18 protein-coding genes are annotated in these 22794 nt (G+C 39.1%); 6 read left to right on the top strand and 12 right to left on the bottom strand.

Features of this window, described 5'->3' with window-relative positions:
- Window positions 1-43 precede the first annotated feature (43 nt).
- Window positions 44-1096, bottom strand: a complete 1053-nt coding sequence (locus BWI97_RS13930) for a hypothetical protein (protein ID WP_102201407.1) — start codon at window positions 1094-1096, stop codon at window positions 44-46.
- Between the two features lie 629 nt (window positions 1097-1725).
- Between BWI97_RS13930 and BWI97_RS13925 the strand changes: the two genes are divergently transcribed.
- On the top strand, window positions 1726-2514 hold the full coding sequence (locus BWI97_RS13925) for a TIR domain-containing protein (RefSeq protein ID WP_102201406.1): 789 nt from the start codon (window positions 1726-1728) through the stop codon (window positions 2512-2514).
- Between the two features lie 36 nt (window positions 2515-2550).
- On the opposite strand, the gene BWI97_RS13920 is transcribed toward BWI97_RS13925, so the two are convergent.
- From BWI97_RS13920 to BWI97_RS13900, 5 genes are all read right to left on the bottom strand, one after another.
- Window positions 2551-3483, bottom strand: coding sequence for an ArdC family protein (locus BWI97_RS13920; RefSeq protein WP_102201405.1), 933 nt, complete (start codon window positions 3481-3483; stop codon window positions 2551-2553).
- A gap of 213 nt (window positions 3484-3696) precedes the next feature.
- Window positions 3697-4173 (bottom strand): JAB domain-containing protein, encoded by a 477-nt coding sequence (locus tag BWI97_RS13915; protein WP_102201404.1) that lies wholly within the window; start codon window positions 4171-4173, stop codon window positions 3697-3699.
- Window positions 4174-4821, bottom strand: a complete 648-nt coding sequence (locus BWI97_RS13910; protein WP_233207851.1) for a hypothetical protein — start codon at window positions 4819-4821, stop codon at window positions 4174-4176.
- A 350-nt stretch (window positions 4822-5171) separates the two neighbouring features.
- Window positions 5172-5336: a helix-turn-helix domain-containing protein gene (locus BWI97_RS13905; RefSeq protein ID WP_233207859.1), complete on the bottom strand. Its 165-nt coding sequence runs from the start codon at window positions 5334-5336 to the stop codon at window positions 5172-5174.
- Window positions 5337-5642: 306 nt separating this feature from the next.
- Window positions 5643-6332, bottom strand: a complete 690-nt coding sequence (locus BWI97_RS13900) for a hypothetical protein (RefSeq protein WP_146010936.1) — start codon at window positions 6330-6332, stop codon at window positions 5643-5645.
- Window positions 6333-6483: 151 nt separating this feature from the next.
- On the opposite strand from BWI97_RS13900, the gene BWI97_RS13895 reads away from it, so the two are divergent.
- Window positions 6484-7251, top strand: coding sequence for a LysM peptidoglycan-binding domain-containing protein (locus BWI97_RS13895; RefSeq protein ID WP_102201400.1), 768 nt, complete (start codon window positions 6484-6486; stop codon window positions 7249-7251).
- 10 nt (window positions 7252-7261) lie between these two features.
- Here the strand turns inward: BWI97_RS13895 and BWI97_RS13890 are convergent, their stop codons facing one another.
- The gene (locus tag BWI97_RS13890) at window positions 7262-8512 is read right to left on the bottom strand and encodes an integrase arm-type DNA-binding domain-containing protein (protein WP_102201447.1); all 1251 of its coding nucleotides are present in this window, start codon (window positions 8510-8512) and stop codon (window positions 7262-7264) included.
- Between the two features lie 782 nt (window positions 8513-9294).
- Between BWI97_RS13890 and BWI97_RS13885 the strand changes: the two genes are divergently transcribed.
- Genes BWI97_RS13885 through BWI97_RS13870 form a run of 4 tightly spaced genes read left to right on the top strand, consistent with a single transcriptional unit; the run spans window position 9295 to window position 16860 of the window.
- Window positions 9295-10215 carry a DUF4007 family protein gene (locus tag BWI97_RS13885; protein ID WP_233207850.1) on the top strand — a complete coding sequence of 307 codons (921 nt, stop codon included), beginning with the start codon at window positions 9295-9297 and terminating at the stop codon, window positions 10213-10215.
- Window positions 10205-13426 carry a hypothetical protein gene (locus BWI97_RS13880; protein ID WP_233207849.1) on the top strand — a complete coding sequence of 1074 codons (3222 nt, stop codon included), beginning with the start codon at window positions 10205-10207 and terminating at the stop codon, window positions 13424-13426. The genes BWI97_RS13885 and BWI97_RS13880 overlap by 11 nt, the downstream gene beginning before the upstream one ends.
- Window positions 13423-14526, top strand: a complete 1104-nt coding sequence (locus tag BWI97_RS13875; protein WP_102201398.1) for a phosphoadenosine phosphosulfate reductase family protein — start codon at window positions 13423-13425, stop codon at window positions 14524-14526. Before BWI97_RS13880 ends, BWI97_RS13875 begins: the two co-directional genes overlap by 4 nt.
- A gap of 30 nt (window positions 14527-14556) precedes the next feature.
- Window positions 14557-16860, top strand: coding sequence for a DUF262 domain-containing HNH endonuclease family protein (locus BWI97_RS13870; RefSeq protein ID WP_102201397.1), 2304 nt, complete (start codon window positions 14557-14559; stop codon window positions 16858-16860).
- Between the two features lie 76 nt (window positions 16861-16936).
- On the opposite strand, the gene BWI97_RS13865 is transcribed toward BWI97_RS13870, so the two are convergent.
- The 5 genes from BWI97_RS13865 to BWI97_RS13845 all read right to left on the bottom strand — a co-directional run bounded on the left by BWI97_RS13865 (window position 16937) and on the right by BWI97_RS13845 (window position 22671).
- Window positions 16937-18079 carry a cysteine desulfurase family protein gene (locus BWI97_RS13865; protein ID WP_102201396.1) on the bottom strand — a complete coding sequence of 381 codons (1143 nt, stop codon included), beginning with the start codon at window positions 18077-18079 and terminating at the stop codon, window positions 16937-16939.
- A 286-nt stretch (window positions 18080-18365) separates the two neighbouring features.
- Window positions 18366-18833, bottom strand: coding sequence for a hypothetical protein (locus BWI97_RS13860; RefSeq protein WP_102201395.1), 468 nt, complete (start codon window positions 18831-18833; stop codon window positions 18366-18368).
- A gap of 51 nt (window positions 18834-18884) precedes the next feature.
- A complete protein-coding gene (locus tag BWI97_RS13855) occupies window positions 18885-20219 on the bottom strand; it encodes a radical SAM protein (protein WP_233207848.1) in 1335 nt (444 codons plus the stop codon).
- Between the two features lie 169 nt (window positions 20220-20388).
- On the bottom strand, window positions 20389-21030 hold the full coding sequence (locus BWI97_RS13850; protein WP_102201394.1) for a recombinase family protein: 642 nt from the start codon (window positions 21028-21030) through the stop codon (window positions 20389-20391).
- A gap of 426 nt (window positions 21031-21456) precedes the next feature.
- Window positions 21457-22671, bottom strand: coding sequence for a site-specific integrase (locus BWI97_RS13845; RefSeq protein ID WP_102201393.1), 1215 nt, complete (start codon window positions 22669-22671; stop codon window positions 21457-21459).
- Window positions 22672-22794: the final 123 nt, after the last annotated feature.

Below are 22794 nucleotides of genomic sequence, written 5' to 3'. Positions count from 1 at the left end.
GCAGTATTCTAGTAGATTGACGGAGAAAGAATATGCTTAGTGCCTAGTTGTTGGATCGCACCTTAATAGTTACATCTATTGGATCACTATTGCTGCCGACGGGTTGATTCGTGAAGAAATAAATCGCAGGTATGGGTGGAATCCCAGAAAGCACATAGGGAGCTGGTCCGCTAAAGATGCCGCAATCAATGGAGTTTTGAGCAGTACTTCCGTAACCAGCAGCAAGAGCGGGAGAGCCGGCTTTTAATTTCCAATAGGCGTCTCCATTCGTAGTGGCTTCGAAAACCGTACTCATGTTAACGTTCGCTTTATTGCCATTTTGCGAGCCAAACTGCGTGCCTGACGCAATATTATTGGAAATAAGATTGCCTGTTCCTTCGAAAGTTCCTGCGTAAAGGATGTTGTTGGTGATGGTGCTGTTATGAGCCGTCACTTTTCCCCGTCGAAATATATTATTCTGCAGAATAACAACGGCATCTGCATGCATGCTTAAAGCTGTTGCATTTGTGTTTTCGCCAGAAGATGCATTGTATGCTATGTAGTTATTGGTGATGATGATACCGTTGGATGCATAGACAATATGAATCGTAACGCCGTAATTTTGATTGATTAAAATGTTCGTTACGGGCGTGCTAGCGTTTTGCTTATTGTATAAATAAATTACTCCTGTATTTTGATCTGGAATATTTGAGCTGATACGCGAAAACTTATTTCTTTTTACAGTAATGTCATTGCAATAAATCGATAAACTACCACTATCAAAATCTAAACCCATAAAAATTGAACCCTCTGCTCCTACATTACAGGTTACAGCTGAAACGGTTGCTGACAGTGTTAAAACCTGGAGCCCAGAATTTAGATCCAAAAAGTAACCAGGGCCTAAAATAACCAGCTTTTTAACTGAGGTTAGCGAGCCATAACTAGTGGGTGAGCCTTCCAAGTGTAGTGTATCACCGGACGCTGCACCATTATGAGCGGCCTGCAAAGTGGTAAAATCAGCGGCAACTCCGTTATTATTATTAACTCGCCAGATTTTTGCATGGGCACTCATGCATGTACATGCCAGAACCGCTACCAGAAGTAGAATGTGTTTCATACAGAGATTAGGTTAATTGATGGGTGTATAGCAAGCTCATTTATAGTTAAAAATAAGTTTGCTATGTAAAAATTAAAACTTAAACACTGAATTGGATATACGAACAAATGGACTAAATATAACTGAATAATAAAATGCCTATAAATGGGTATTTGACTGTTAAGGCAATACTAAGCGTTAAAATGTTTTTATGCTTCATATTCTTTACGCTACTTCTTATAAGAATAGACCAAATATAAAGCAATAAATGAACGGATTTTTAGATAGCAAGAGACTATATGAATAATATATTCATAGTTTTAATTAACTACAAACTATCTCCCCTAAGCACTGCTTGTCTAAACACAAAACTAAAAAAATACCAATGCTCAATTTTTGTTCGTACAGTAATGATCACGGTTAACCAAGCAACTCAGCAATGGTTGATTTATTCTTATCTCATACCTAAGAGTAATGGCGGTTATTTACGCGATAGAAAAAATGGCTGCTACAGAGAAAAAGATTGGTTTGTTGGCTTCACATTTACCATAGGCAAGGGCTATGGCGAAACAGTGTATTTTTAGTCAACCCTAGGGAAAAGAAAAAATAGTTCTTATTTTAGATTATATATAATAATTCACTTACCACTAATGCATTTAGACAAGACAAAGCTTCGTCAATTAATAGAGAAAGCCAATACCCTAGATATAGGATTATCAAATGGCTTTCAGACCATCTCAAAGCAGACGCCCCCGGCGAAACAATTAAGTACTTTACTTTCGGGCCTTTCTGGATGGTTAACAAAACATCCTAATCTAACCAATGGGGCGTCGTATGGAAGGAAACTTGCTGAACTAAAATCTAAATTACCTGACTCCAACAGCCGTCAGGGTTCATGGATTTCAGATCAAGCATTAAAAGAATTGCGAACAGGTCTTATCAATCTTCTGCGATTGATTGATAAGGAAAATAAATCAATATTTATCGTTCATGGTAGGGACTTATCCATGCGTGACAATGTTCAGAGTGCCTTAAGAGGATTGGGATTGCCAACGGTTATATTAGAACGGGAAGATGATGGTGGTCAGACGGTGATCGAGAAATTCATTAAAGAGGCTGATCGCTGTGAATATGCTGTGATTCTTTGTTCAGCGGATGATGAAGGGCGTCTGCGTGTAAAAGGCCGTAGCAACAAAGATGCACCAACAAAGCCGAGAGCACGGCAGAACGTTGTATTAGAGCTGGGCTATTTTTTAGCCAAATTAGGCCGCAAAAATGTCTTTGTACTACACCCTGAAGAAGCTATTGAACAACCCAGTGATTTTACTGGTGTGGTTTATCAGACCTATGATAAAGCTGGTAAGTGGAAAGCAAAACTGGTACGTGAGTTAAAAGCCGCTGGCTTCAAGATCCCCGTTAATTTTTCAGATCGTATTTGATATACTCCTCTATTCAAAGATATAGAGTAGTTTGAACTAGGCTGACGGTTGTAGGGCGTGTAGGTACTCAGCCGCTTTCTGAGCATGAGAAGCCGCCTGAACGATAAAGCGTTTATCCTGTTTAAGCACGTCCAGCCAAGATTGAATATAAGCGGCATGCTGGCTTTCGGGCATAGGTTCAAAGCCCAGATCAGCCGCCAAAAAGCAAGCTCCGAGTTCAGCTACCAGTTCTTCTTTGGCATAGCCTGCATCCCCGTAGTTTTTTCGGCCCAGATCCCGATTGAGGCGGCTGGGGTGACGGGTCCAGTGCGTGATTTCATGGGCCAGTACGGCGTAGTAGCTTTCGGTGCTTTCAAAGCTTTCGAGGGGCGGCATTTGCACGCGATCCGTCGTGATCGAGTACGAAGCCTGCGTACCCGTATAAATATCCGCTTTGGTCTCGGCAAAGAAGCGGTCTAAGGTTTCATTGCGAGTTACTGCGGATGTTTCTTTCGGCGGTGGAGCGGTATAAAATCGTTCGTCCAGCCCTTCAATTTGCTGGGCATTAAAAACCGTATAGGATTTTAAGAACGGAATGGAACGGGTCGTAATTTCTCCCGAGGCATCTTCTTCCTCCCGCGTCATGGTATTGGCATATACCACGAGTGAGCCTTTCTCGCCTTTTCTGACGTTGGCTTTTAACTCCAATGCCTGTTTGAAAGTCATCCAGTAGGGAGACAGATACCCTTTTTCAGCGGCGGTGCTCCAAAGCAGCAACGTGTTGATGCCTGTATAATATTCCTGATTCCAACGTAACGGTCGCATGAGGTGACCGTTCAGGTGTTCGGCGTTCCAGGGCTTACGCCATGTAAGCTGGCCCTGCTCTAAATCTGCCATGATTTTACCGGTGATGCGGGCATAAAGATCGTTGGTGGGAGGGGATGCATCGCTGATGTGATGAGAAGAAACGGAAAGTGACGTACGGGTCATGAGGAAAGCTCCATGTCAAGAGAGGGTTTACAGGAATGAAATGACTCGGCTATCAAGTGAGTGCACCGGCCAGAATTTTGGCTCGCGAGGAAGGCTGAAAGCCGGGGGAAATTGTGGTCTGTGAAAGCGAGCGGGCCGGGTACATTCCTGGCCATAAACCCGATTGACGATGGCAGGCTTGATTGATGTACCGCTTCCAAACCCGTTTCACGCTTAAGGCAACAAGCCCTCATCGGCTAAAGACCGATAATGCTGGGGCGTGATGATAAGATGGTCTAAAATGGCAATGTCGAGTATCCTACCGCCTTCCTGCAACTTCGTCGTTAAAGTTTTATCGGCGTAGCTGGGTGTCAGGTTGCCGCTAGGATGGTTGTGTGCCACAATCAAGCTGGTCGCTCCGGCTTTGAGAGCCGTAGCAAAAATGAGACGGGGATCCGCCAGGCAGGATGCTAACCCGCCCGACGAAATCGTCGAAACGCCCAGGCAATGATTTTGCTGGTTCAACAGCAGGATTCTAAACTCTTCGACGAGTTCAATGCGGTTTTCATTCCAAGTTTGGCGAAGAATGTAGTACGCAGCTTGTGAGGAGCAGACCTGAAGTCGGCGCTCGTATGGTATGGGATTGCGATAAACAAGTTCGACCTCATTGACTTTTAAAAGAGAGGTCAGATCCAAAGCTTCTGATGTCATCTAGGCCTCCGCGTTCCCAAGCCGGGCTAAATGCCACGTGTGTACATCCCGGTGCGGAGCGAAGACTGGACTCATCGTCTTATGATGCAGGCCTTCGATGGAGTGGATCGAGTGCGAAAGATAAGCCGTGGCTTGTCTACCCGCTGCATCATGATCCATCCAGGAATACAACGTTCGGTAGCCGTAATGCTGCAAATAAGGATACACCTGCCCTAAACACTCGTACGCATTCAAGACCAAACTATCTGACTTAAACGGGGCTATATTTCTAGTTCGAGCTGAGAGAAAATCCCAGCAGCTCTTAAAAACGTGCACAGTAGCCGTACCGGGAACGCTGCCTCGAATGAAGGATAGTGCTTTGGGCCGAAGGCAGCCTTTAAAGAAAGGATTGCGTAATTCGTAGCCGCCCTCTTCGTTATCAAAGCCTAAAACGAAGAGATGCTTTCTGGTTTTCTTATGGAGTATATAGACCTGCTTGAGATGCTGCTGGGCAACTGCCAAGGGAATGCCCTGCTTTTCCAGATAGCGAATAAGGCCTAGATGCTCGATGAGTCCGGCTTTTTTGAACACCAGCGGAGCGTCTTCGCGTTGATGTCGCTTTTCGTTTCCTTGAAGAGCCAGTGGTAGGTGCTCCGGTATGCGAACCATATTATATATCCAGCGCGTTGCATCCGCTTTCGTAGAGGCTTCCTTTTGGAAAGCGAGATATGCACACACAAAATCGATGAGCGTTCCGCCCGTTTCTAGGCTTTCGTCATACCATTCATTCGTATTCGTTTTGATGGAAAATGTAGGAAGCTGCTGGGGATGAAAGGGCGAAGGATAAAAAGATTCGTTTTTCGTTTTATGATTAGGACAAATATTCAACTTGTCCATAATCATAGACATAGGTATAGTGTTGCCAGGTTCGTTATCCATAGCGAGCTCCGAAAGACGTGGGTGGATAGGGAATTAGGGAAAGATATGTTTTCTCAGAACAGATCTTTCCCGCTTCTTTTTTAAGAGCAGAGTCGCTCTTCGAGGAATTGATCCAGATCGCATTTGCGATAGCGCACGGAGCGTCCGATCTTGATATGTTTGAGATTATAGCGTTTGGTGCAATCCCAAACGGCGAGCGTACCTGGCGATACGCGTAAGTAGCGGGCCGCACTTTTACGGTCCATTAAAGGCTCAGGAGCCAACTGTTTTTTGTTAGGCATTCAACAATCTTTCCTTTTGAAAAGAAGAAACCATATAAGCAGAACTCACGCTGGGTAATTTCTACTTGCAGCTCAGGCAGATACCGGATTTGATCATAGAATGTCAATTCAATGCAAGGTTGATTAATGACCATTAAACATGGTTAGACCTATTTAATAATATCTCTGCCACATATGCTATGAAATGATTTGCAAATGCGTCTCGTGTAAATTTTACAAAAGAGGCCCTGCTGGTTACTAGCAGGGCCTCTTTTGTAAAATGATTCTTTATTACTCAGGCTGAGTATTGAGCTCTTTATATCTATTTGTAACATTGTACAAGGTCTGTATATGCCATTTCCCTTTACCCCTTGGGGTTTCAATACCTTTTTCGTTAAGTATTTTAACCATATCCTCAATTGTAGCTATATTCTCTTCCGCTTTTAATTTCTCTATAATATGATATGTGTTAATTGCGAACTCATCTGCTTTTAAAGAACGTTTCTCTCCACTCGCATTACCTCGTTTTCTAGCTGCCTCACTAACTGTTACTTCTTTAACATGCTGGGCAAATTCAGCTAAGGTGTCTGCAATTTGTCTACTCAGCTCTGGTTCTGCTTTCGACAAAAACCTAAAGTCAGGGTCTTGAATTTTCGAGGCGAGATTGACACCTTTTATCACACCCTTTTCCCTTATAACTGCCAATAGGGAGATTACGGGATCATCAAAAACTAGAGTATGTATGCCTCGCTTTTCATAGTCCTGCTCAATAGAAGAGATAGTTGCAGTGATTAAACTATGTTGAGGAGTCTTGGCTTTTAGCCTTACCCCTCTCTGAGCTTTATTTTTTAGACTCTTTTGTGCTTTAGCCATTTTACCACCTCTGTGGCCATTTTGCTTATGACTAATAGGCGAGTCAACCTTACTTCTGAGTTTACCAGGATGTTGTTCAGGAGAATTTTGAATTCTTGGTCTAATCATAATTATATCAATATATTATATAATTATTTCAATTTAAAGAAATTAAGTTTCAGTGAAGCTAGGAAATTATATTAAAAAAACATAACTCACATTCAAGTTAAAATTTTAATTTGAATGTGAATCATGTTTTAAACTCCTAAACAGCTTCATCATGGCAGAAGACAAAGATTTTAACCGTCAGAAGGAATCAAATGAAGAAGGAAGGTCATTCATGGATGACCTGTATGACTTCACCCTCAAATTGACTAAAATCACAAGGCTGTTAAGCGGAAGTTTCTTAGGCTTTGCTTTTGCCGTAGGCATAGGCCTAATAGTACTGAAACTGAGCTTCAATTATCCAGCTTTGCCTAAGGTCACGGGTATAGAAAAAGATACCTCTCAAAATGAGCAAAAAGAAGAAGAAGAGCATGTAGACAATACGCCTCGTTCAAGAAGCCCAACCAAAGCTTCTAAGATTCCGAACAACAGAAACCTATCTAAAGCTAATGATTCTGAAGAAAGGCATCCATATTTGATCATAATTCAAAGCGAAGAGGATCAATTCAAAGAAAATGTTCAGGGGAGTAAGTATCAATCTGAAGTCTTTGAGGATGAAAACGGAAAGCCAATTCTATATTCGGAATATATCATACGCAATGACAGTATTGTTCACAGAAGAAAGCCTATACAGACCGACACAATAGTCTGCTATAAAAAGAAAGCACTTTCTGAGCCTACTAAAACAAGTAGAAGTGTCAACAGATCTAACTTAAAAGTTGTGCATACGGTTGGACCTAGAGACATTCTGAGCGTTGTCGCAAAAAAGTACAATGTTACGCTGAAGAATCTCATGAGGGCGAATGGAAAAACTAGAAACTACGTCAAAAAAGGAGAAAACTTGATTATTCCTTTAACAGAGAGCCAAATGCGTTCCCTATGATCCTGTATTATTACTCTGAGTTTTTCTGATCCTTGTATATAGGCACAGTTCTAATATGATAGGACTGTGCCTGTAATGCGTTTAAGTAAACTTTATCAAGATAGTCTGAATAATCTTGCATCATTTGAATTCGCTGAGGTAGAAACTTAGCGCGGTCATAGGCCCTGTCGGTGCTACTTCTCGGAGCATGGGCCAATTGTCGATCCGCAACTTCATGCGAATAACCCAGTTTTTCTTTCAAAATGCCTAAAGCTAAGGCACGAAAGCCATGTCCTGTCATACGTCCGCTATAGCCCATACGTTTAAGGGCTATCAGGATCGCCCCTTTACTCATGGGCTTAAGGGGCCTTGGAAGACTTGGAAAGACATACTCCCGTTTTCCATTCATTTCTTGAAGTTCATTTAAGATGTCCAAGGCCTGACGAGATAACGGAACTAAATGCGGGCTACGCATTTTCATTCGTTCAGAAGGTATCGTCCACATCGCCTGATCAAAATCAAATTCTGCCCATTTCGCTTCAACGAGTTCGCTGGTTCTCACAAACGTAAAAAATAGAAAACAGATCGCTAGATACGTTTGGCGATAGAGACGTGCTTTATGGTCATGAAGCGATATGATGAAGGCAGGCAATTCATCAATATCCAATGAAGCGAAGTGGCCTTTTTTGTAACGCTTGAGAACGGTTTCAAGGCCAATGGTCGGATCCGTTTCGGTTCGACCTGTAACGATAGCATAACGACAGATATGGCTAATCAGCTGCTTTACCCGGCGGGCCATCTCAGGTGCAGTTTTTTCAATTTTTTGGAGACAACCTAAGACTGTCAAGGGTTTAAGAAGATGAACCGGATACATTCCGAGTTCATCAAACACATATTTCTCTAACCGATGAAGGATAGTTTTGGCATACCGTTCGTCCCAAGTCTCTAAGCCTTTGCTATGCCACTCAAGGGCAACTAATTTAAAAGTTTGGCCGTGCTCAAAAGCGGCCCGTAGTTTTCGCTCTTGTCTGGCCAGCACCGGGTCCAAACCTTCTTTGAGTTCACACTTGATCTTTTCTTTAGCCTGGCGAGCTTCTGAAAGGCCGACCTTAGGATAGACACCAATAGCGAAACGCTTCTCTTTACCATGGAGACGATACTTCAACCGCCAGTAACGACCACCCGATGGTAAAACTTCAAGATACAGTCCTTCACTATCTGAAAGCTTATAGGGTTTGTCTTTAGGTTTTGCGGTTCGGCATTGCATATCGGTGAGCGGCATGGCTCCCTTCCTTTCTTTAATTGTCAGTTGTCGAACAAGGTGGGGGACAAAGAATATGCCCCCGATATGCCCCCATATTGAATAAATATGGGATAATCGTGGTCCATGCCCGTAAATCAAAGGGTACGCCAAAAGCCTTGAAAAACAGGCATTTTTGCAAGGCTTTTAAGAACAGATAACGATGATTAAAGGGAGTACTGGCTCCTCGAGCAGGATACATATATTTTCCTTAAATTATTGATAATCAGACACTAAAAATATTAAATTACGGGATTTGTCCCCCATTTATGCCCTCATATAGGTACTTAGACATGATTGTCAAACGATAATATCAAATGCTGATTCGTGTTTCAAGAAAAATTGACAGAGGAATTCAAAACTATTATCTATACGACTGTACTAAATAAGTATTATACATTATAGAAAAATGTAGTAACCCTATAAGTATTCTGGAATTGACAATGCCTACTTCATTGAAAGTCATTTGAAGATCTCTGAAGAAGCCAATCAACGTTTAGACTTTATGCATTTCTAATTTTTTAGCAATGGTTGTTGGTGCTGATTTGGCCTTGATCTATAGCTTCCGAACTCAAAAACTAATATGAACGAGAGTTTTTAAATTCAATTTATTGATAGACAGTATATTAAAATAGTAAAACCTCACAAAGTGAATTCCATAAAATAATACAGATTTCAATCTCCATAAATTTGCATATTTTATTCTATATTTGATAGAATACTACAATTACATATATTGCACTTAAACATTAAAAATTTGTACTTTGGCATCAAAAATTGAATTTTTCTCACCACAAGAAAACGTCGAGAAAATTACGGTACCTAAATATATTTTCTCAGGGCATGATTCCTTCCAATGCCGTAATCTTTGGTTAAAAAAAGGATACGACTTTGTTGCTAATGGTAAATCATTTAATAGCAACGATGCTGTTGTTGACTTAGGGGTCGGTAAAAATATGGTTTCATCAATACGCTATTGGATGAGAGCATTTGATCTATTAGACAATGCAGACAACCTAACAGATATTGCTCACTGGATATTAAGAGATGATGGCTTCGACCCATATCTTGAAGATGAAGCAACGCTTTGGATCTTGCACTACCATCTCGTCAAAAAAAACTTCGCATCCATATATAACTTGATTTTCAATGAGCTTAGACGAGAAAAAATAGAGTTTACACGTGATAATTTTCTTGCTTTTGTGCGTCGTAAAGCGGAATCTCAGAACATCAATTACTTTAATGAGAAAACGCTTGTTGAAGATTTCTATGTAATGTCAAAACTGTATATTCGATCAACCAGTCAGATGAAAGATAAGGAAGATGGATTTTCAGGTGTACTCACAGAGCTTAATCTTATCCGACAATACTCCCGAGGTAGAGATGATTACTTTATCATCGAAAATGATGAAAAATCTGTAATTCCTGATGAAATAATTCTCTACGCAATACTGGATAGCAGAAAAGGCGAGTTGTCGATTGACTTTAATACACTCGAACAAGCCAATAACAGTATAGGGATGATTTTTGCTATTAACCGAACGGGTATTCTCAATAAAATAGAAAACTTAATTGAATCATACCCAAATGAAATAACATTTAGAGAACAAGCAGGAACTCGTGAGATTCAGTTTAAAGAATCAATAGAACCGTTCTCTACACTCGAAAAATATTATGCAGTTTAATACATATTCTACGTCAACGAACATTATCCGTGATCAGGATCGAGAAATAATTTATCATACGACTCCAAATGCAATAAGAGTTGTTGATCAAATAAGTAATGATTTCAAAAAAGGTCTTCGATCATTTAATATCATTGGCTCTTATGGAACCGGTAAATCATCCTTTCTATGGGCACTTGAGAAAAGTCTGAAAGGACAAAAAAATTACTTTGATGCACGTTTAGTTGAAAAGCCAACTGTTAAAGTTATAAACTTTATAGGCGAATATAAATCCATTACTCAATCATTTGCCGACTATTTTGACATAGAAAAAGATGTTGATACACCAAAGTTTATCATCCATAAACTGCATTCTCTCTATCAAGAAATTAGTCAATCTAACAAATTATTATTAATTATTATTGATGAATTCGGTAAGTTTTTAGAATATGCTGCTAAAAATTTACCCGAAAGTGAGCTTTATTTTATACAGCAACTTACTGAATTTATAAACAATTCAGATCTTAACATCTGCCTCATAACAGCAGTTCATCAGAATATCAGTGCTTATGCGCATGGATTGGATGGTATTCAGCGTCAGGAATGGTTGAAAATAAAAGGACGGTTTCGAGAAATTACATTTAATGAACCCATAGAACAGCTTCTATTATTGGCCGCTAAACACTTAAACAATGAACAGGCGATTAAGTCTAAAGATGCATTAAGACAAGCTATAACAATTGCAAAACAGAGTAAAGTTCTAAAATTATCTACGGAATTCACTAAAGAAGTTGCCGGTAAATTATACCCGCTTGATTTATTAGCGGCAAATGTACTTACAATCTCTTTGCAAAAATATGGCCAAAATGAAAGATCGTTATTCTCATTTCTTGAATCTACTGATCACACTGGGATAAACAGCATCACTATATCAAACAGCAACCCTTTTTTCAACGTAGCGGATGTTTATGATTATCTCAACTATAACTTTTATTCGTTCCTAAACTCAAAAGATAATCCCGATTATCTAGCATGGCTAGGAATTAGATCAGCATTAGAGTCTGTAGAAAGATCATTTGAAGAAAGTCTTACTAGTTATGATAAGCTTGTAAAGACGATTGGCTTATTAGCTATTACAGCTCCAAAAGGTTCCGTACTGAATGACGATTTTATTCTTAAATACGCCAAGATATGTTTAGGTATCCAAGAACCTGGAATATTGTTAACGAACCTCGAAGTTAAAAAAATAATTTTAGAGAGAAAATATAACAATAGGTATGTATTATTTGATGGTACTGACCTCGATATTCAGTTAGCTCTTAATGAAGCTGGCAATATTGTTAGTCAAGTTAATGATGTAACTACACTATTAAAACGTTACTATGATTTAGCTCCAGTATTAGCTAAAATGTATTCTTACGTATATGGAACTCCTCGTTTATTCGAGTATAGAATTTCCGAGGTTCCTATATCAGAAATTCCTGCAAATGAGACAGATGGATTTATTAATCTTGTTTTTGACGAAACATTGAAGCTTGATAAGTTAAAGCAGTTTTCTTTAAATCAAGTCGAGGCAATTATTTACGGTTATTATCAAAATGCAAAACGCATTAGAGAACAGCTATTCGAGATTGAGAAAACTCAAAAAGTAATTGAAACTCATAGTGAAGACAAAGTCGTCGTTCGTGAATTAAACAATGTTCTTGTCCATCAAAAGAATTTATTAAATCATTACATTCTCGATGGCCATTATAATGGTGAAGTCATTTGGATTTTTAGAGGAGAAGAGCAGATAGTAAAAGGTCCGAAAGATTTTAATAAATTACTGTCTCATGTTTGTATGAGAATCTATGATAGGACACCAAGCTTTAAAAATGAGTTAGTTAACAAACATAAGATTTCCTCATCAATTCATAGTGCTAAACGTAATTTCTTACAAGCGTTAGTGCGTAATTGGAACGTACCCGATCTAGGATTTGCTAAAGATAAGTTTCCTGCCGAGAAGACTATATATATAACGCTTCTCAAAGAGAATGGAATTCATTCTTTAGCTGGAGATGCAACATTTGTTCCAAGCGTTGCAAATAATTCTACTTTCAGACCTCTTTGGGATATATCTGAAGAATTTATTGCATCTGCAAAGCATACGCGACGTAAGGTTTCAGAACTAGTTACTTTACTATCGAAAAAACCTTTCAAGCTTAAACAAGGTTTGATTGATTTTTGGCTACCAACCTTGCTTTTTGCGAAACGCGATGATTATGCTCTTTTCAATGAAGGTACATACGTTGCATATCTCACAGAAGACATCTTAGAATTAGTTGTAAAAAATCCCCATAAGTATGAGATTAAAGCGTTTGATTTAGAGGGAGTTCGATTAGATTTATTTAATAGTTACCGTCAATTGTTAAATCAAAGTAATAGTTTACAATTCAGTAATGAAACATTTATTGAAACGATCAAACCGTTTTTGGTATTTTACTCTAGCCTTCCCTTTTATTCTAAAAACACAAAACGGTTAAGTAAGGAAGCCCTTTCCATACGTGATGCTATTGCAAGATCAACTGATCCTGAGAAAACATTTTTTGAAGATTTTCCCACAGCACTAGGTTATTCGATTGAGATACTTCAAAATAAATCAAGAATATTGGAAATATATACAGAAACTCTTCAAACAGCGATTCGTGAAATCAGGACAAGCTACGATGAGCTTTTAAATCGCTTTGAGGAGTTTATAATTCATGATTTAATCGGACAAGAAGTTACGTTTGAGGGGTATAAGTCAGCCCTAAAAAACCGTTATTTAAAGGTAAAGAAACATTTATTAATCTCTTATCAAAAGACATTTGTACAGCGGATAGAATCTGAGCTTGATGACAGAAATGCTTGGTTAAACTCTATCGCTCAAGCTGTTATTGGAAAATCACTTGATGTTTTAAAAGACGAAGAGGAGCTTATCTTATATGATAAGTTTAAAAGGCTAATTTTAGACCTAGATAGTTTAACATCTTTAACAAAGGTCGATTTAAATGTCGAAACTGAAGATGTATTAAGTTTGGAAATAGGTAGCCTTGTTGATGGAATTCAGAAAAATTTTGTCCGCATGCCTAATGCCAAAAAGGTAAAGGCAAATGAACTTGCTGAGACAATTCGAACGAAGTTAAGTGGAGATATTACTCTTGATATTGCTGCTTTAACTGAGGTGTTAAAAAACTTATTGAAAAGCCAATGAAAGTTCGTCATGTATTAGGAATTTCCGGGGGGAAAGACAGTGCTGCATTAGCGATCTACATGAAGGATCACTACCCTCACTTAGATATCGAGTATTATACTTGTGATACAGGTAAAGAACTTGATGAAACGTACCAACTTATCAAGAATTTAGAAGTTTATCTAGGCAAATCCATAACTAGGATACAAGCAGCGCAAAGTAGTAATGAAGTTCCATTTGATCATTTCCTTGAAATGTACGGAGGGTATCTGCCGTCATCAAGCTCTCGTTGGTGTACTAAAAAGCTTAAACTAGAACCCTTTGAAAAATTTGTTGGGAATGACCTTGTAATCTCTTATGTTGGAATTCGTGGTGACGAAGATAGAGAAGGTTATATTTCAAAAAAAACTACTATACAGTCTATTTTTCCTTTTAGAAAAAACATTTGGAGTGAAGATGTTATCAATAAATTATTAGGCAATGTTGATAGCGATATAATAATGTCATTGTATAAACAATTAGAAAAAAACGAACGCTCTCAGAGATTTCAAGAAATCCTTAGTCAACAAATATCTTTTGGCTATACGCAAAATCAAAAACTCAATCAGCTTCTCGACTGTGATACACTGAAATTCAATCAACTAGTATTTAGTTTTTTAAAAACGACAGACTATCCGATAGCTAAGATTGATGATTTTCCTTTAATAGAAAATGACGATGTCCTGGTCAGAGATGACATATTTAATATTCTTGAGAACAGTGGTGTTGGCATTCCAGAATACTATAAAAAGATACCTTTTAATATAAATGGAAAGGAAAGCCACTATTCACGTAGTAGATCTGGGTGTTTTTTTTGCTTCTATCAGCAGAAGATAGAATGGGTATGGCTTTATGAGCAACATCCCGACTTATACTTACAAGCTATGGAATATGAAAAAGATGGATATGCGTGGAATCAAGAAGAAACCCTAGCTGATCTCATCAAACCAGAACGTATTAAGCGAATCAAGGAAGAATATATTAAACGAACCTCTCGAAAAGCTCAAAAATCAAACTCCCCTTTCTTAGTAGATATTTTAAGTGATGCAGAAAGTGAAGGTTGTGCATCTTGTTTTATTTAGTAATATTTTTTTATCATTAAATCCACACTAATGATCAATATTGAAAAAGCTTTTGTAACTGAGAATAGGAGTGTTTTTGATTTTTTCCAACAACCTGGGTTAGGTTTCTATATTCCACTTTATCAACGCGAGTATAGTTGGGATTCTGACAATATCGCTCAACTTTTGGAAGATATATCTAAGGGAATTACACGACTTGTAGAGGAAAAAGATGAAAATGAGATCCGTTTTTTAGGCACAATTATTACTGTTGTTGAAAGTGATAAAAATAACATTCAACCGCAAGATACACAAGCTCTTCCATCTAGAATTGACAAGCTTATTGATGGGCAACAAAGGTTATCGACTATTGCTGTATTTGCAACGTTACTTTACAAGCATATAGATTTGACCTTGAAAAAATTGGGAGAAAAAGAGCCTTTGAAAAACGATATAATTGAAACTTGTGATAACTGGAAAGAAAAGCTATTAGAAATTTATAGTCTAGATTTACGTAGAGGTACTCCTAGGCACAAACCTAAGATCATTAGAGGGCAAGATGATAGATGGACTAGAGATGGAGCTATTGTCGGTAACTATAAATCCCCTATTGCAAAATATTTAGGAACATTTATTGAAGAAGTTGTACAGAAAAAAGAAATAAGTAAACCAGATAAAGTAGCCCTGGGTCAAAATTTAGTGCAAAATATAAGAAGCATTGATAATTGGCTTGCTAATAAAGTCAGATTAGCCCATGTAAATGAATCTGAGGATTTTGAAACTGCTTGGAATATTCTTGATAATATGCATCAGGAAAATATATGGTCTTTTGAAAGGCAGAGTCTTAAAGAGCAGGTTGATTTAAAAGAAAAAATTGAGAGAAAATCAGTAAGCTACATTCTTTGTGAGCTTGTGCAATTATTTTCTGTTTGTCATTACCTTACAGAAAGATGTTGCTTTACCATCATACAGCCTAGTAACGATGATTGGGCATTTGACATGTTTCAGTCATTAAATGCCACAGGTACACCTCTAACTGCCCTAGAGACTTTCAAACCGAACGTTGTTCAGACAACTGAAAAGGTTGAACAATTCAAATCTTCTTTAAATGAAAAAAGTTTTAGTAAGGTAGAAGATTTGTTTTTAAACGTTAATACGGCTGCCCAAAAGAGCAAACTTACTAATGATTTCTTAACATCATTTGCTATATCATTTAATGGAGCAAAATTGTCAAGTCATTTCAGCCACCAAAAAAAATGGCTCGATGAAAAGCTCAAAGATTTAGAAAAGGGTCTAGATTTAACTGATCCAGATGTTTCGAATAAATTATATAATGATAAAAGAGATTTCATCAAGTATTTTGGAGATTATGCTGAGTTTTACAAAAAAATTTGGCTTGATTATGAAGGACAAAATGCCCAAGTTATTTCTGCAATTGCTTCTTCTCCTGAAGCAGATTTAGCATCATTGCTATTACTTTTTTTGAAAGAAAGTAATCATAAAATGGCAATAACCTTTTTGGCTAAATTCTATAAGGATGTTATTGATGGAAAAGATGCTTCTGTTGAACATTTCGTATCGGCGATAAAAGCTATCGGCGCGTTCTATGCCATTTGGCGCTCTGCCCAAACCAATTCTGGCCTCGATAATGTGTACAGAACATTTTTCAAGAAAGGCAATATCCAATATAAAAGTGTTGATGTGACAGAACTCAAAAGTTATTTAAGAAATACTCTTAGTGAGTTAGGTATTTTTAATGAAGGACTATGGATTGAAAAGTCATTTATAGATTTAAAATATAATAAGGCGACTTCTGTATGTAAACTTGCTCTTTTTGTTGCAGCTCATGATACTATGCCTGACGATTTAAGTCCTGGTTTAATGAAACCAGCTGCCAAAGGTTCTTCAAACTACCTCAACCTTTTGAAATGGACTAATTCCGATTTAAAGACTATTGAACACATTGCTCCAAGAAATGGTGAAGCTAACTGGGATGAACGTCTATATGACTTTGAAAAAGAATTATTTCAATCTATAGGCAATTTAACTTTACTTCCTACAGAAATAAATTCATCACTTAGCAATAAAGGATGGAAAGCAAAATATATTTATTATAAACATTTAAGTGAAAAAGACCCTGTTAAACTCCAAGAGCTTTCTAATCGTGCCTTAGCTTTAGGAGTAACATTAAATTCTAATACAATAACATTATTGCAAGATGCGAATTATCATGATCATATCAGTCATTTAGTTACTCTAACAGAACATGGACAATGGGATAGTGACTTAGTCGAAAAACGAGCTAAACGAATTCTAAAAATTTTCTGGGATCGTATAAGTCTGTGGCTAAATTAATTAGCTATAACTTTAAATGCTTTCTGAAATATTTTTAATTCGTAATTAAGAATGTTAGCAAATAGTCTCAGAGCTATTAAGCTAGCATTCTTAATTTTTGCACTAACAGATTCACAGCCGAAACTGTATCTAGAATCTCATCGCTATTATTAAAACGTCCTAAACTAAATCTCAAACAAGAAAAAGCATCCTCTTTATTTAGTCCAAGAGCTGATAGCACATGTGATGGCTCTATGAGAGCTGCCGTACAGGCAGAACCATTTGAAACAGCTATATCATTTAAACCTAAAATTAAAGCATCTGAATCACAGTCTTTGAATAAGATATTTGTGACATTATAAAGCCTTGTTGTTTTGTTTCCATTTACTTTGGTATTAGGGATGGACAACAAAGATAATTCTAAATGATCTCTTAAGATCCTTATTAATTCTGCATCTGCATGCATTTGTATGTTAGATAGCTCAGCTGCTTTTCCTAGACCAACAATTCCAGGAACATTAAGCGTACCACTTCGAAGCCCTTTCTCATGCCCTCCACCATGTATAGCTGCTTGAAGTCTCAAGTTTCTTGTTGAATGTTGACGAATATATAAGCCGCCAATTCCTTTAGGCCCATAAAATTTGTGGCTAGAAAATGCCAATAAATCTATATCAAAAGCCTCTACGTCTATTGCCATTTTTCCGACTGCTTGAGTTGCATCAGTCATAAATAATGCACCATTTACATGAGCTAATTCTGCTATTTCTTTTATTGGTTGAATGACGCCTATTTCATTATTGACAGTCATTACACAGACAAGAATTGTATCAGGCCTAATAGCTTCTTCAACTGTATTTATATCTAATAACCCATCTGGTTGAACTGGCAGATAAGTTACCTCGAACCCTCGCCCCTCCAAATAGTAACATACATCTAAAACAGCCTTGTGTTCCGTTTGAACAGTAACAATATGCTTGCCCTTTTGACAATAACTCTCAGCAACACCTTTTATAGCCAAGTTAATAGCTTCTGTTGCTCCTGATGTAAATATAATCTCTCCTGGATTGCAGTTTAATAGTTCTGCAACTTGCTGTCTTGCTAAGTTAACCGCCCTCCCTGCCATGACACCGAACTTATGAGTGCTCGAAGCATTCGCAAAGCTATCTGTTAGAAATGGCAACATCGTTTCTAGAACACGTGGATCAATACGGGTTGTAGAATTATTATCTAAATAAATCATTTACTTTATTTATGATTTGCTTTATTATGATATTGTGACATGAATGTAATTCATTACCCAGAATATCATCATTTTGCCTATGAATAATTATTGTTAAGATCGAAATTACACATGTCTTTTAACGAAATGTATGTCTTAACTATTTACATTATCGTTAATCAACAAACAACATTTTTGAAATGATGATTCGAATATTTCTTCATTTAATTTGAACAATTCATATATAGTATTTTATCAATAAATTTTATTTATTTAACAATATTGATAAAACCTAATGAATCAAGATTCATTTTTTTCTTAAAAACCATTCTAGTGATCTGTTGACAATAGAAGAATTATCATAAATATCTCGATAATGTGCTTCTACCCTAATAGGTGCTAACTGCTTCCGCACTTCAACGATTTTGTCATTTTCTACTCTAGTTTCAAAAACGATCAGCTGAGCATTCGGTAGGATAATTTTCTGAACGGACCCACCGACGGTGATACTGGTGTAAGAACTAGCGTCTAGTTCCAAACATTCCTTGATCGAGGTGTACTTTTTGCCATCTTTTTCGAAACGAATTTCATCTAGGATCATTGGTCCCATGCCATTGTTGCTGATCCAAACGGCCACGTGCCCTTTCCGATCTTCCAGATCAATCTGCCCAAAGGGGCGTACTGACTTTTCGTTATGGCTGCGTTGGAGATAAAGTTGATAAAACGTGGCAAATAATGCCAGCAATGAAATAACGATGGTACCATCAAAAGACATGTTCTCGTACACCTTTTGCTAGGGATGTAAAAGAACATAGAGCAAAAAGGGTTAAAGCATGTTGAATTCCTGAAGCTGCTTGAACCGCTCCTGAGCCTGAAGATCGTAGATCAGAGGAATAATCCTGTGGTAGAGACTGCACTGCGGATCTTTGTCTTTTACCCGATATACCGGGCAACCACTTGTGCACACGGAGCGGTAGCGGCAGGCCCTGCAATCCGCTGAGCGTTTTTCTTCTTCATGGCTGCCCTGCTCAATCATTTCAACCATATCCACATCGGTATCAAAGATAGAGTGGGAGAGTTTAGAGGCGTCGCCAACATGCACATGGCAGTAATGCATCGTCCCATCCACATTGATAGCTCCGCCCGAAAATCCGGAGGCACAGGTTTGAAAACCCAGCTCCGTGGGCTTTAAATCACAAAACTGGTGACGGCGACTAAACGACCAGCCCTGGCTTATGGCCTGCTTCATCACGGCATACGAAGCTAGTAGCTTCTCTTCCAGCTTATCCGCGTCAATGGCTTCCCCTTTCACAATTGAGTAGCGAAAGGGAATGTCCAGGTCAATTAGATACTGAGTTAGCTCGGGTAGTCCGTCCAGGTTGTGATTATTGACGACCGTGTTGATCGATACCGGAATCTGCTCGGTCAGTAGCCGTTTTAGATTTCGATTGACGAGATCAAAGGTGCCCGTCCCTTGCTTAAACGGACGGCTAATGTCCTGATAAGCCTTTACGCCATCGAGCGAAACGCCAAAGCTAATACGGTGAGCTTTGGCGAAGGCGATGATCTCCTCGGTTAGAATGGTGAGGTTTGTAAGAAAGGAAACCTCAAACTGACAGCCATAGGGAGCAAGCCGTTTTCGCAGGTCGGGAATAAAGGCTTTCCAGGATTTGAACTGGGTCAAGGGTTCTCCGCCCGCCAGGCGAAACCTTACTTGCCTGAGTTTTCGAGCTTTGACCGTTTCTACGACTTTTTCAAGCAACTGATTTCGGGTCGCTTCATCCATCCCATCTGGATTGTGCAAGGTTGGAATGTAGCAGTAGCTACAGCCGAGATTGCAACGGTTGGTGGTATGAATCCAGAAATTCAAGGACTTAGGTGATGGAGGTTTAACAGGCTGCGAAAAAACCTGATCCGTTCGAACGATTTCCGTTTGGGCCAACAGAAAGAGTAGTTCTTCCAGGGTCTTTAAAGAAAGCCCCGTTTTTTCGGCGATGGCAGCCACGGAGGTCTTACCATCAATAGCAGATAAGACCTCGGTTTGAACGGGAGAGAGAATACGCAGTGAACGCGGAAAGGAGCAGTTCACTGCATAGAAGTAGCCCTTGTCAAGCGGCCTAAGCAGCAAGTGCGGGGAGCGAGCAGGAATCAGATTCTTCATGATCCTCAGAGGGATGAGATGGATAATAGCCCGAGCAGTCACAATCGGCATGGACTAAAGAGGTAGGCACGGCATTTGGACCCATCGCCTTTTCCAGGCAGGCTACATCATCAAAAAGGGCGGAGATCTCAGCTTTTGCGTTCATAAACAATTTTATAGAAAGGTGAGATTATTTATTTAATCGATGTAATAAGGCGAAAACGGTACTGGCGTGCCATTGAGCGTTGCCACGGAAGGTAGGAACGCCTTGTAGATTGAGTTCATCGGCGATCCCCCGCAAAGTGCTAATGCCTCGACTCCTGAGTTTTTGAATCAGTGGGAAAATCTGCCGGGCAAAAGCCTGAGCCGCCCGCTTGTTCTGTTTGGCTAATCGCTTGCCATTTTTTCCCAACACGACACCTCGTTTACGAGCAGCGGCCAATGCATCTTTGGTAGTTTCACTAATACGCTGGCGTTGTTCTTCAGCGACAGCTGCTAGAATGTGAATAGTAAACCGGGTCGCATGGGGGTTATCGGTGACGATAATTTCCACGTCTGACTTGATGAGCCGAGCTATCTTCTCTACATCACGACCCAACCGGTCAAGCCGGGCGACCATCAGTGAAGCATTCATTAATTTACACTGTTCTAAAGCCTCAAGTAATCGGCTTTGTTGCTTTCGAGTGGATTTTACCTCAATCACTTCGTCGAGCAAAGCATAATCATGGAATTGACAGTAACTGGCAACTGCTAATTGCTGGGTTTCCAGTCCCAGACCACTACGTCCCTGTCGCTGGGTGGATACACGATAATAGGCAATAGCCTCTTTCATAGCTGATTACCTGTTCTTCTGTTCAAGAGTAAACGATGGTTTATATTTGAACAGAATTTGCTTAAAGAGATGTTATTTGAGCAACGGATTGACCCTGATTTACAAGCATTTACAGGGATTGAAAAACGCTCAAACGAAGAGCCTCATGTTCGTAAGTAAACCATGGTTTACTTACGAACAAATCTTTATATCAGAATTTTGATAAATCGGTTTAACACCCCGTTACTGAAAATAAAGTGGAGAGTCAAGGTTAGGCCAGCGATCACTTAAATGCCTAACACGAACTGCGGGAGCGTTAGGAAAAGATGCTTCGTGTTATCACTGCGGCAAACTCAAGCTACTTGAAAAAGCCCATGAAATAAGCGTGAAGAACAAGAAAGAACAGTGTATCTATCTGGGTGTCTGTACTGCATATACTATTTACGTTTATCCCAAAATTTTCTCGTTATAATCATCCAATACATTAGCAGGCAGCCCCTTCAGATAAATTTCTGTGGTCTTCAAACTAGAATGGCCAAGCATGGTACTAATCGCCGCGAGCGGAATTTCATGAAGCATCGCCTGTGTTGCAAACGAGTGTCGGCTAACATAGCTGGTCAAATTGGAGTCAATCCCACATAGAGTGGCAAGTGTCTTGAGTTTCTTGTTATATCTTTTTCGGGCCCACTGAATATCCTTGTCACGAAGTACCGGATCTTCCCGCTTTAAAATCGGAAACACAAACTTCGATTCAGGATTTTGTTCCAGATAGTGCACCAGTATCTTTTCAAGCGGAGGAGTGATCTTAATATCGTAAAGCTTTCCGGTTTTTCTTCGGCGATATCGAATCCGTCCGTTGACCATGCTGCTTTTTTCTAGGTAAGCCATGTCAGCGAAGTTCATGCCGTACATCATGTAGCTAGCCAAAAAGTAATTACGGGTGTTGTAACAGATGTGGTTAGCCGGGATGTCTAATTCAATTATCTTTTTAAGAAACTCGCCGTCCAGTGCCCGTTTGTCCGTGGGAGACGTTTTAATCTTGTAATCGTCGAACGGATACAAGTCTTTATCAACTAATCCGGATTTGATCGCTTTGTTGTAAATGGCACGGATTGTCCGCATGTAAACGGCCAAGCCATTGGCTCCATTTCCCTTACTCTTGTGATGCGTGTCAAATCTTGCCAGGAAATCATAAGTAATTTCCTTGAAGAGCAAATCTTTGCCCTTGCGGTAATCTTTTAATACACTGATCACTCCCTTATAGGATTTAGCCGTACCCACCCGATGTGCCTCGATCAACTCATCGACACACTGACTGGCAAATTGAAAGAAAGAATCACGCACATCTTTTTGAGTAATTCGATCTTTTAAGGATGTGATGGATAACGTTTGAAGAATATCTGCCTCATGGAGCTTCAGAATAATGTCCATGGCATCCGATTTAACCTTCTGAATCTGGTTGTTCAGTCGCGTGACCGAATTAACCCCGACATAGCTTTTCTTTACAGTGCGTTTTTTCTCATCCCAGTCTTTCTCATTCAGACTTATTCCAATGGGAATGGATGTTGTTTTACCATGATGCCCGAGCCGCATGATCAGTGGGCATGTACCATCTTTTTTAGGGCGGCGTGTATCCAGCGAAATGACAACGTTCGTGTTCATGCATGGAAGGTACGGAAAAATTTGCACAAGATTTGCACAAGAAATCTGTATTTACAAGGATCATCCTGATCTCTTTAAATTCATAAACAACTATAAATCAATATTTTATAAATCATATCAAAC

Source organism: Siphonobacter sp. BAB-5405 (assembly GCF_002872335.1).
GTDB lineage: Bacteria > Bacteroidota > Bacteroidia > Cytophagales > Spirosomataceae > Siphonobacter.
The sequence above is the reverse complement of the archived record's forward strand: the minus strand, read 5'-3'. Positions and strand labels throughout refer to the sequence as shown.

Excerpts from the sequence above, each read along its gene's own strand:
- BWI97_RS13930 (WP_102201407.1), bottom strand. The coding sequence starts at position 1,096 with ATGAAACACATTCTACTTCTGGTAGCGGTTCTGGCATGTACATGCATG.
- BWI97_RS13925 (WP_102201406.1), top strand. The coding sequence starts at position 1,726 with ATGCATTTAGACAAGACAAAGCTTCGTCAATTAATAGAGAAAGCCAAT.
- BWI97_RS13920 (WP_102201405.1), bottom strand. The coding sequence starts at position 3,483 with ATGACCCGTACGTCACTTTCCGTTTCTTCTCATCACATCAGCGATGCA.
- BWI97_RS13915 (WP_102201404.1), bottom strand. The coding sequence starts at position 4,173 with ATGACATCAGAAGCTTTGGATCTGACCTCTCTTTTAAAAGTCAATGAG.
- BWI97_RS13910 (WP_233207851.1), bottom strand. The coding sequence starts at position 4,821 with ATGGTTCGCATACCGGAGCACCTACCACTGGCTCTTCAAGGAAACGAA.
- BWI97_RS13905 (WP_233207859.1), bottom strand. The coding sequence starts at position 5,336 with ATGGACCGTAAAAGTGCGGCCCGCTACTTACGCGTATCGCCAGGTACG.
- BWI97_RS13900 (WP_146010936.1), bottom strand. The coding sequence starts at position 6,332 with ATGATTAGACCAAGAATTCAAAATTCTCCTGAACAACATCCTGGTAAA.
- BWI97_RS13895 (WP_102201400.1), top strand. The coding sequence starts at position 6,484 with ATGGCAGAAGACAAAGATTTTAACCGTCAGAAGGAATCAAATGAAGAA.
- BWI97_RS13890 (WP_102201447.1), bottom strand. The coding sequence starts at position 8,512 with ATGCCGCTCACCGATATGCAATGCCGAACCGCAAAACCTAAAGACAAA.
- BWI97_RS13880 (WP_233207849.1), top strand. The coding sequence starts at position 10,205 with ATGCAGTTTAATACATATTCTACGTCAACGAACATTATCCGTGATCAG.
- BWI97_RS13875 (WP_102201398.1), top strand. The coding sequence starts at position 13,423 with ATGAAAGTTCGTCATGTATTAGGAATTTCCGGGGGGAAAGACAGTGCT.
- BWI97_RS13870 (WP_102201397.1), top strand. The coding sequence starts at position 14,557 with ATGATCAATATTGAAAAAGCTTTTGTAACTGAGAATAGGAGTGTTTTT.
- BWI97_RS13865 (WP_102201396.1), bottom strand. The coding sequence starts at position 18,079 with ATGATTTATTTAGATAATAATTCTACAACCCGTATTGATCCACGTGTT.
- BWI97_RS13860 (WP_102201395.1), bottom strand. The coding sequence starts at position 18,833 with ATGTCTTTTGATGGTACCATCGTTATTTCATTGCTGGCATTATTTGCC.
- BWI97_RS13855 (WP_233207848.1), bottom strand. The coding sequence starts at position 20,219 with ATGAAGAATCTGATTCCTGCTCGCTCCCCGCACTTGCTGCTTAGGCCG.
- BWI97_RS13850 (WP_102201394.1), bottom strand. The coding sequence starts at position 21,030 with ATGAAAGAGGCTATTGCCTATTATCGTGTATCCACCCAGCGACAGGGA.
- BWI97_RS13845 (WP_102201393.1), bottom strand. The coding sequence starts at position 22,671 with ATGAACACGAACGTTGTCATTTCGCTGGATACACGCCGCCCTAAAAAA.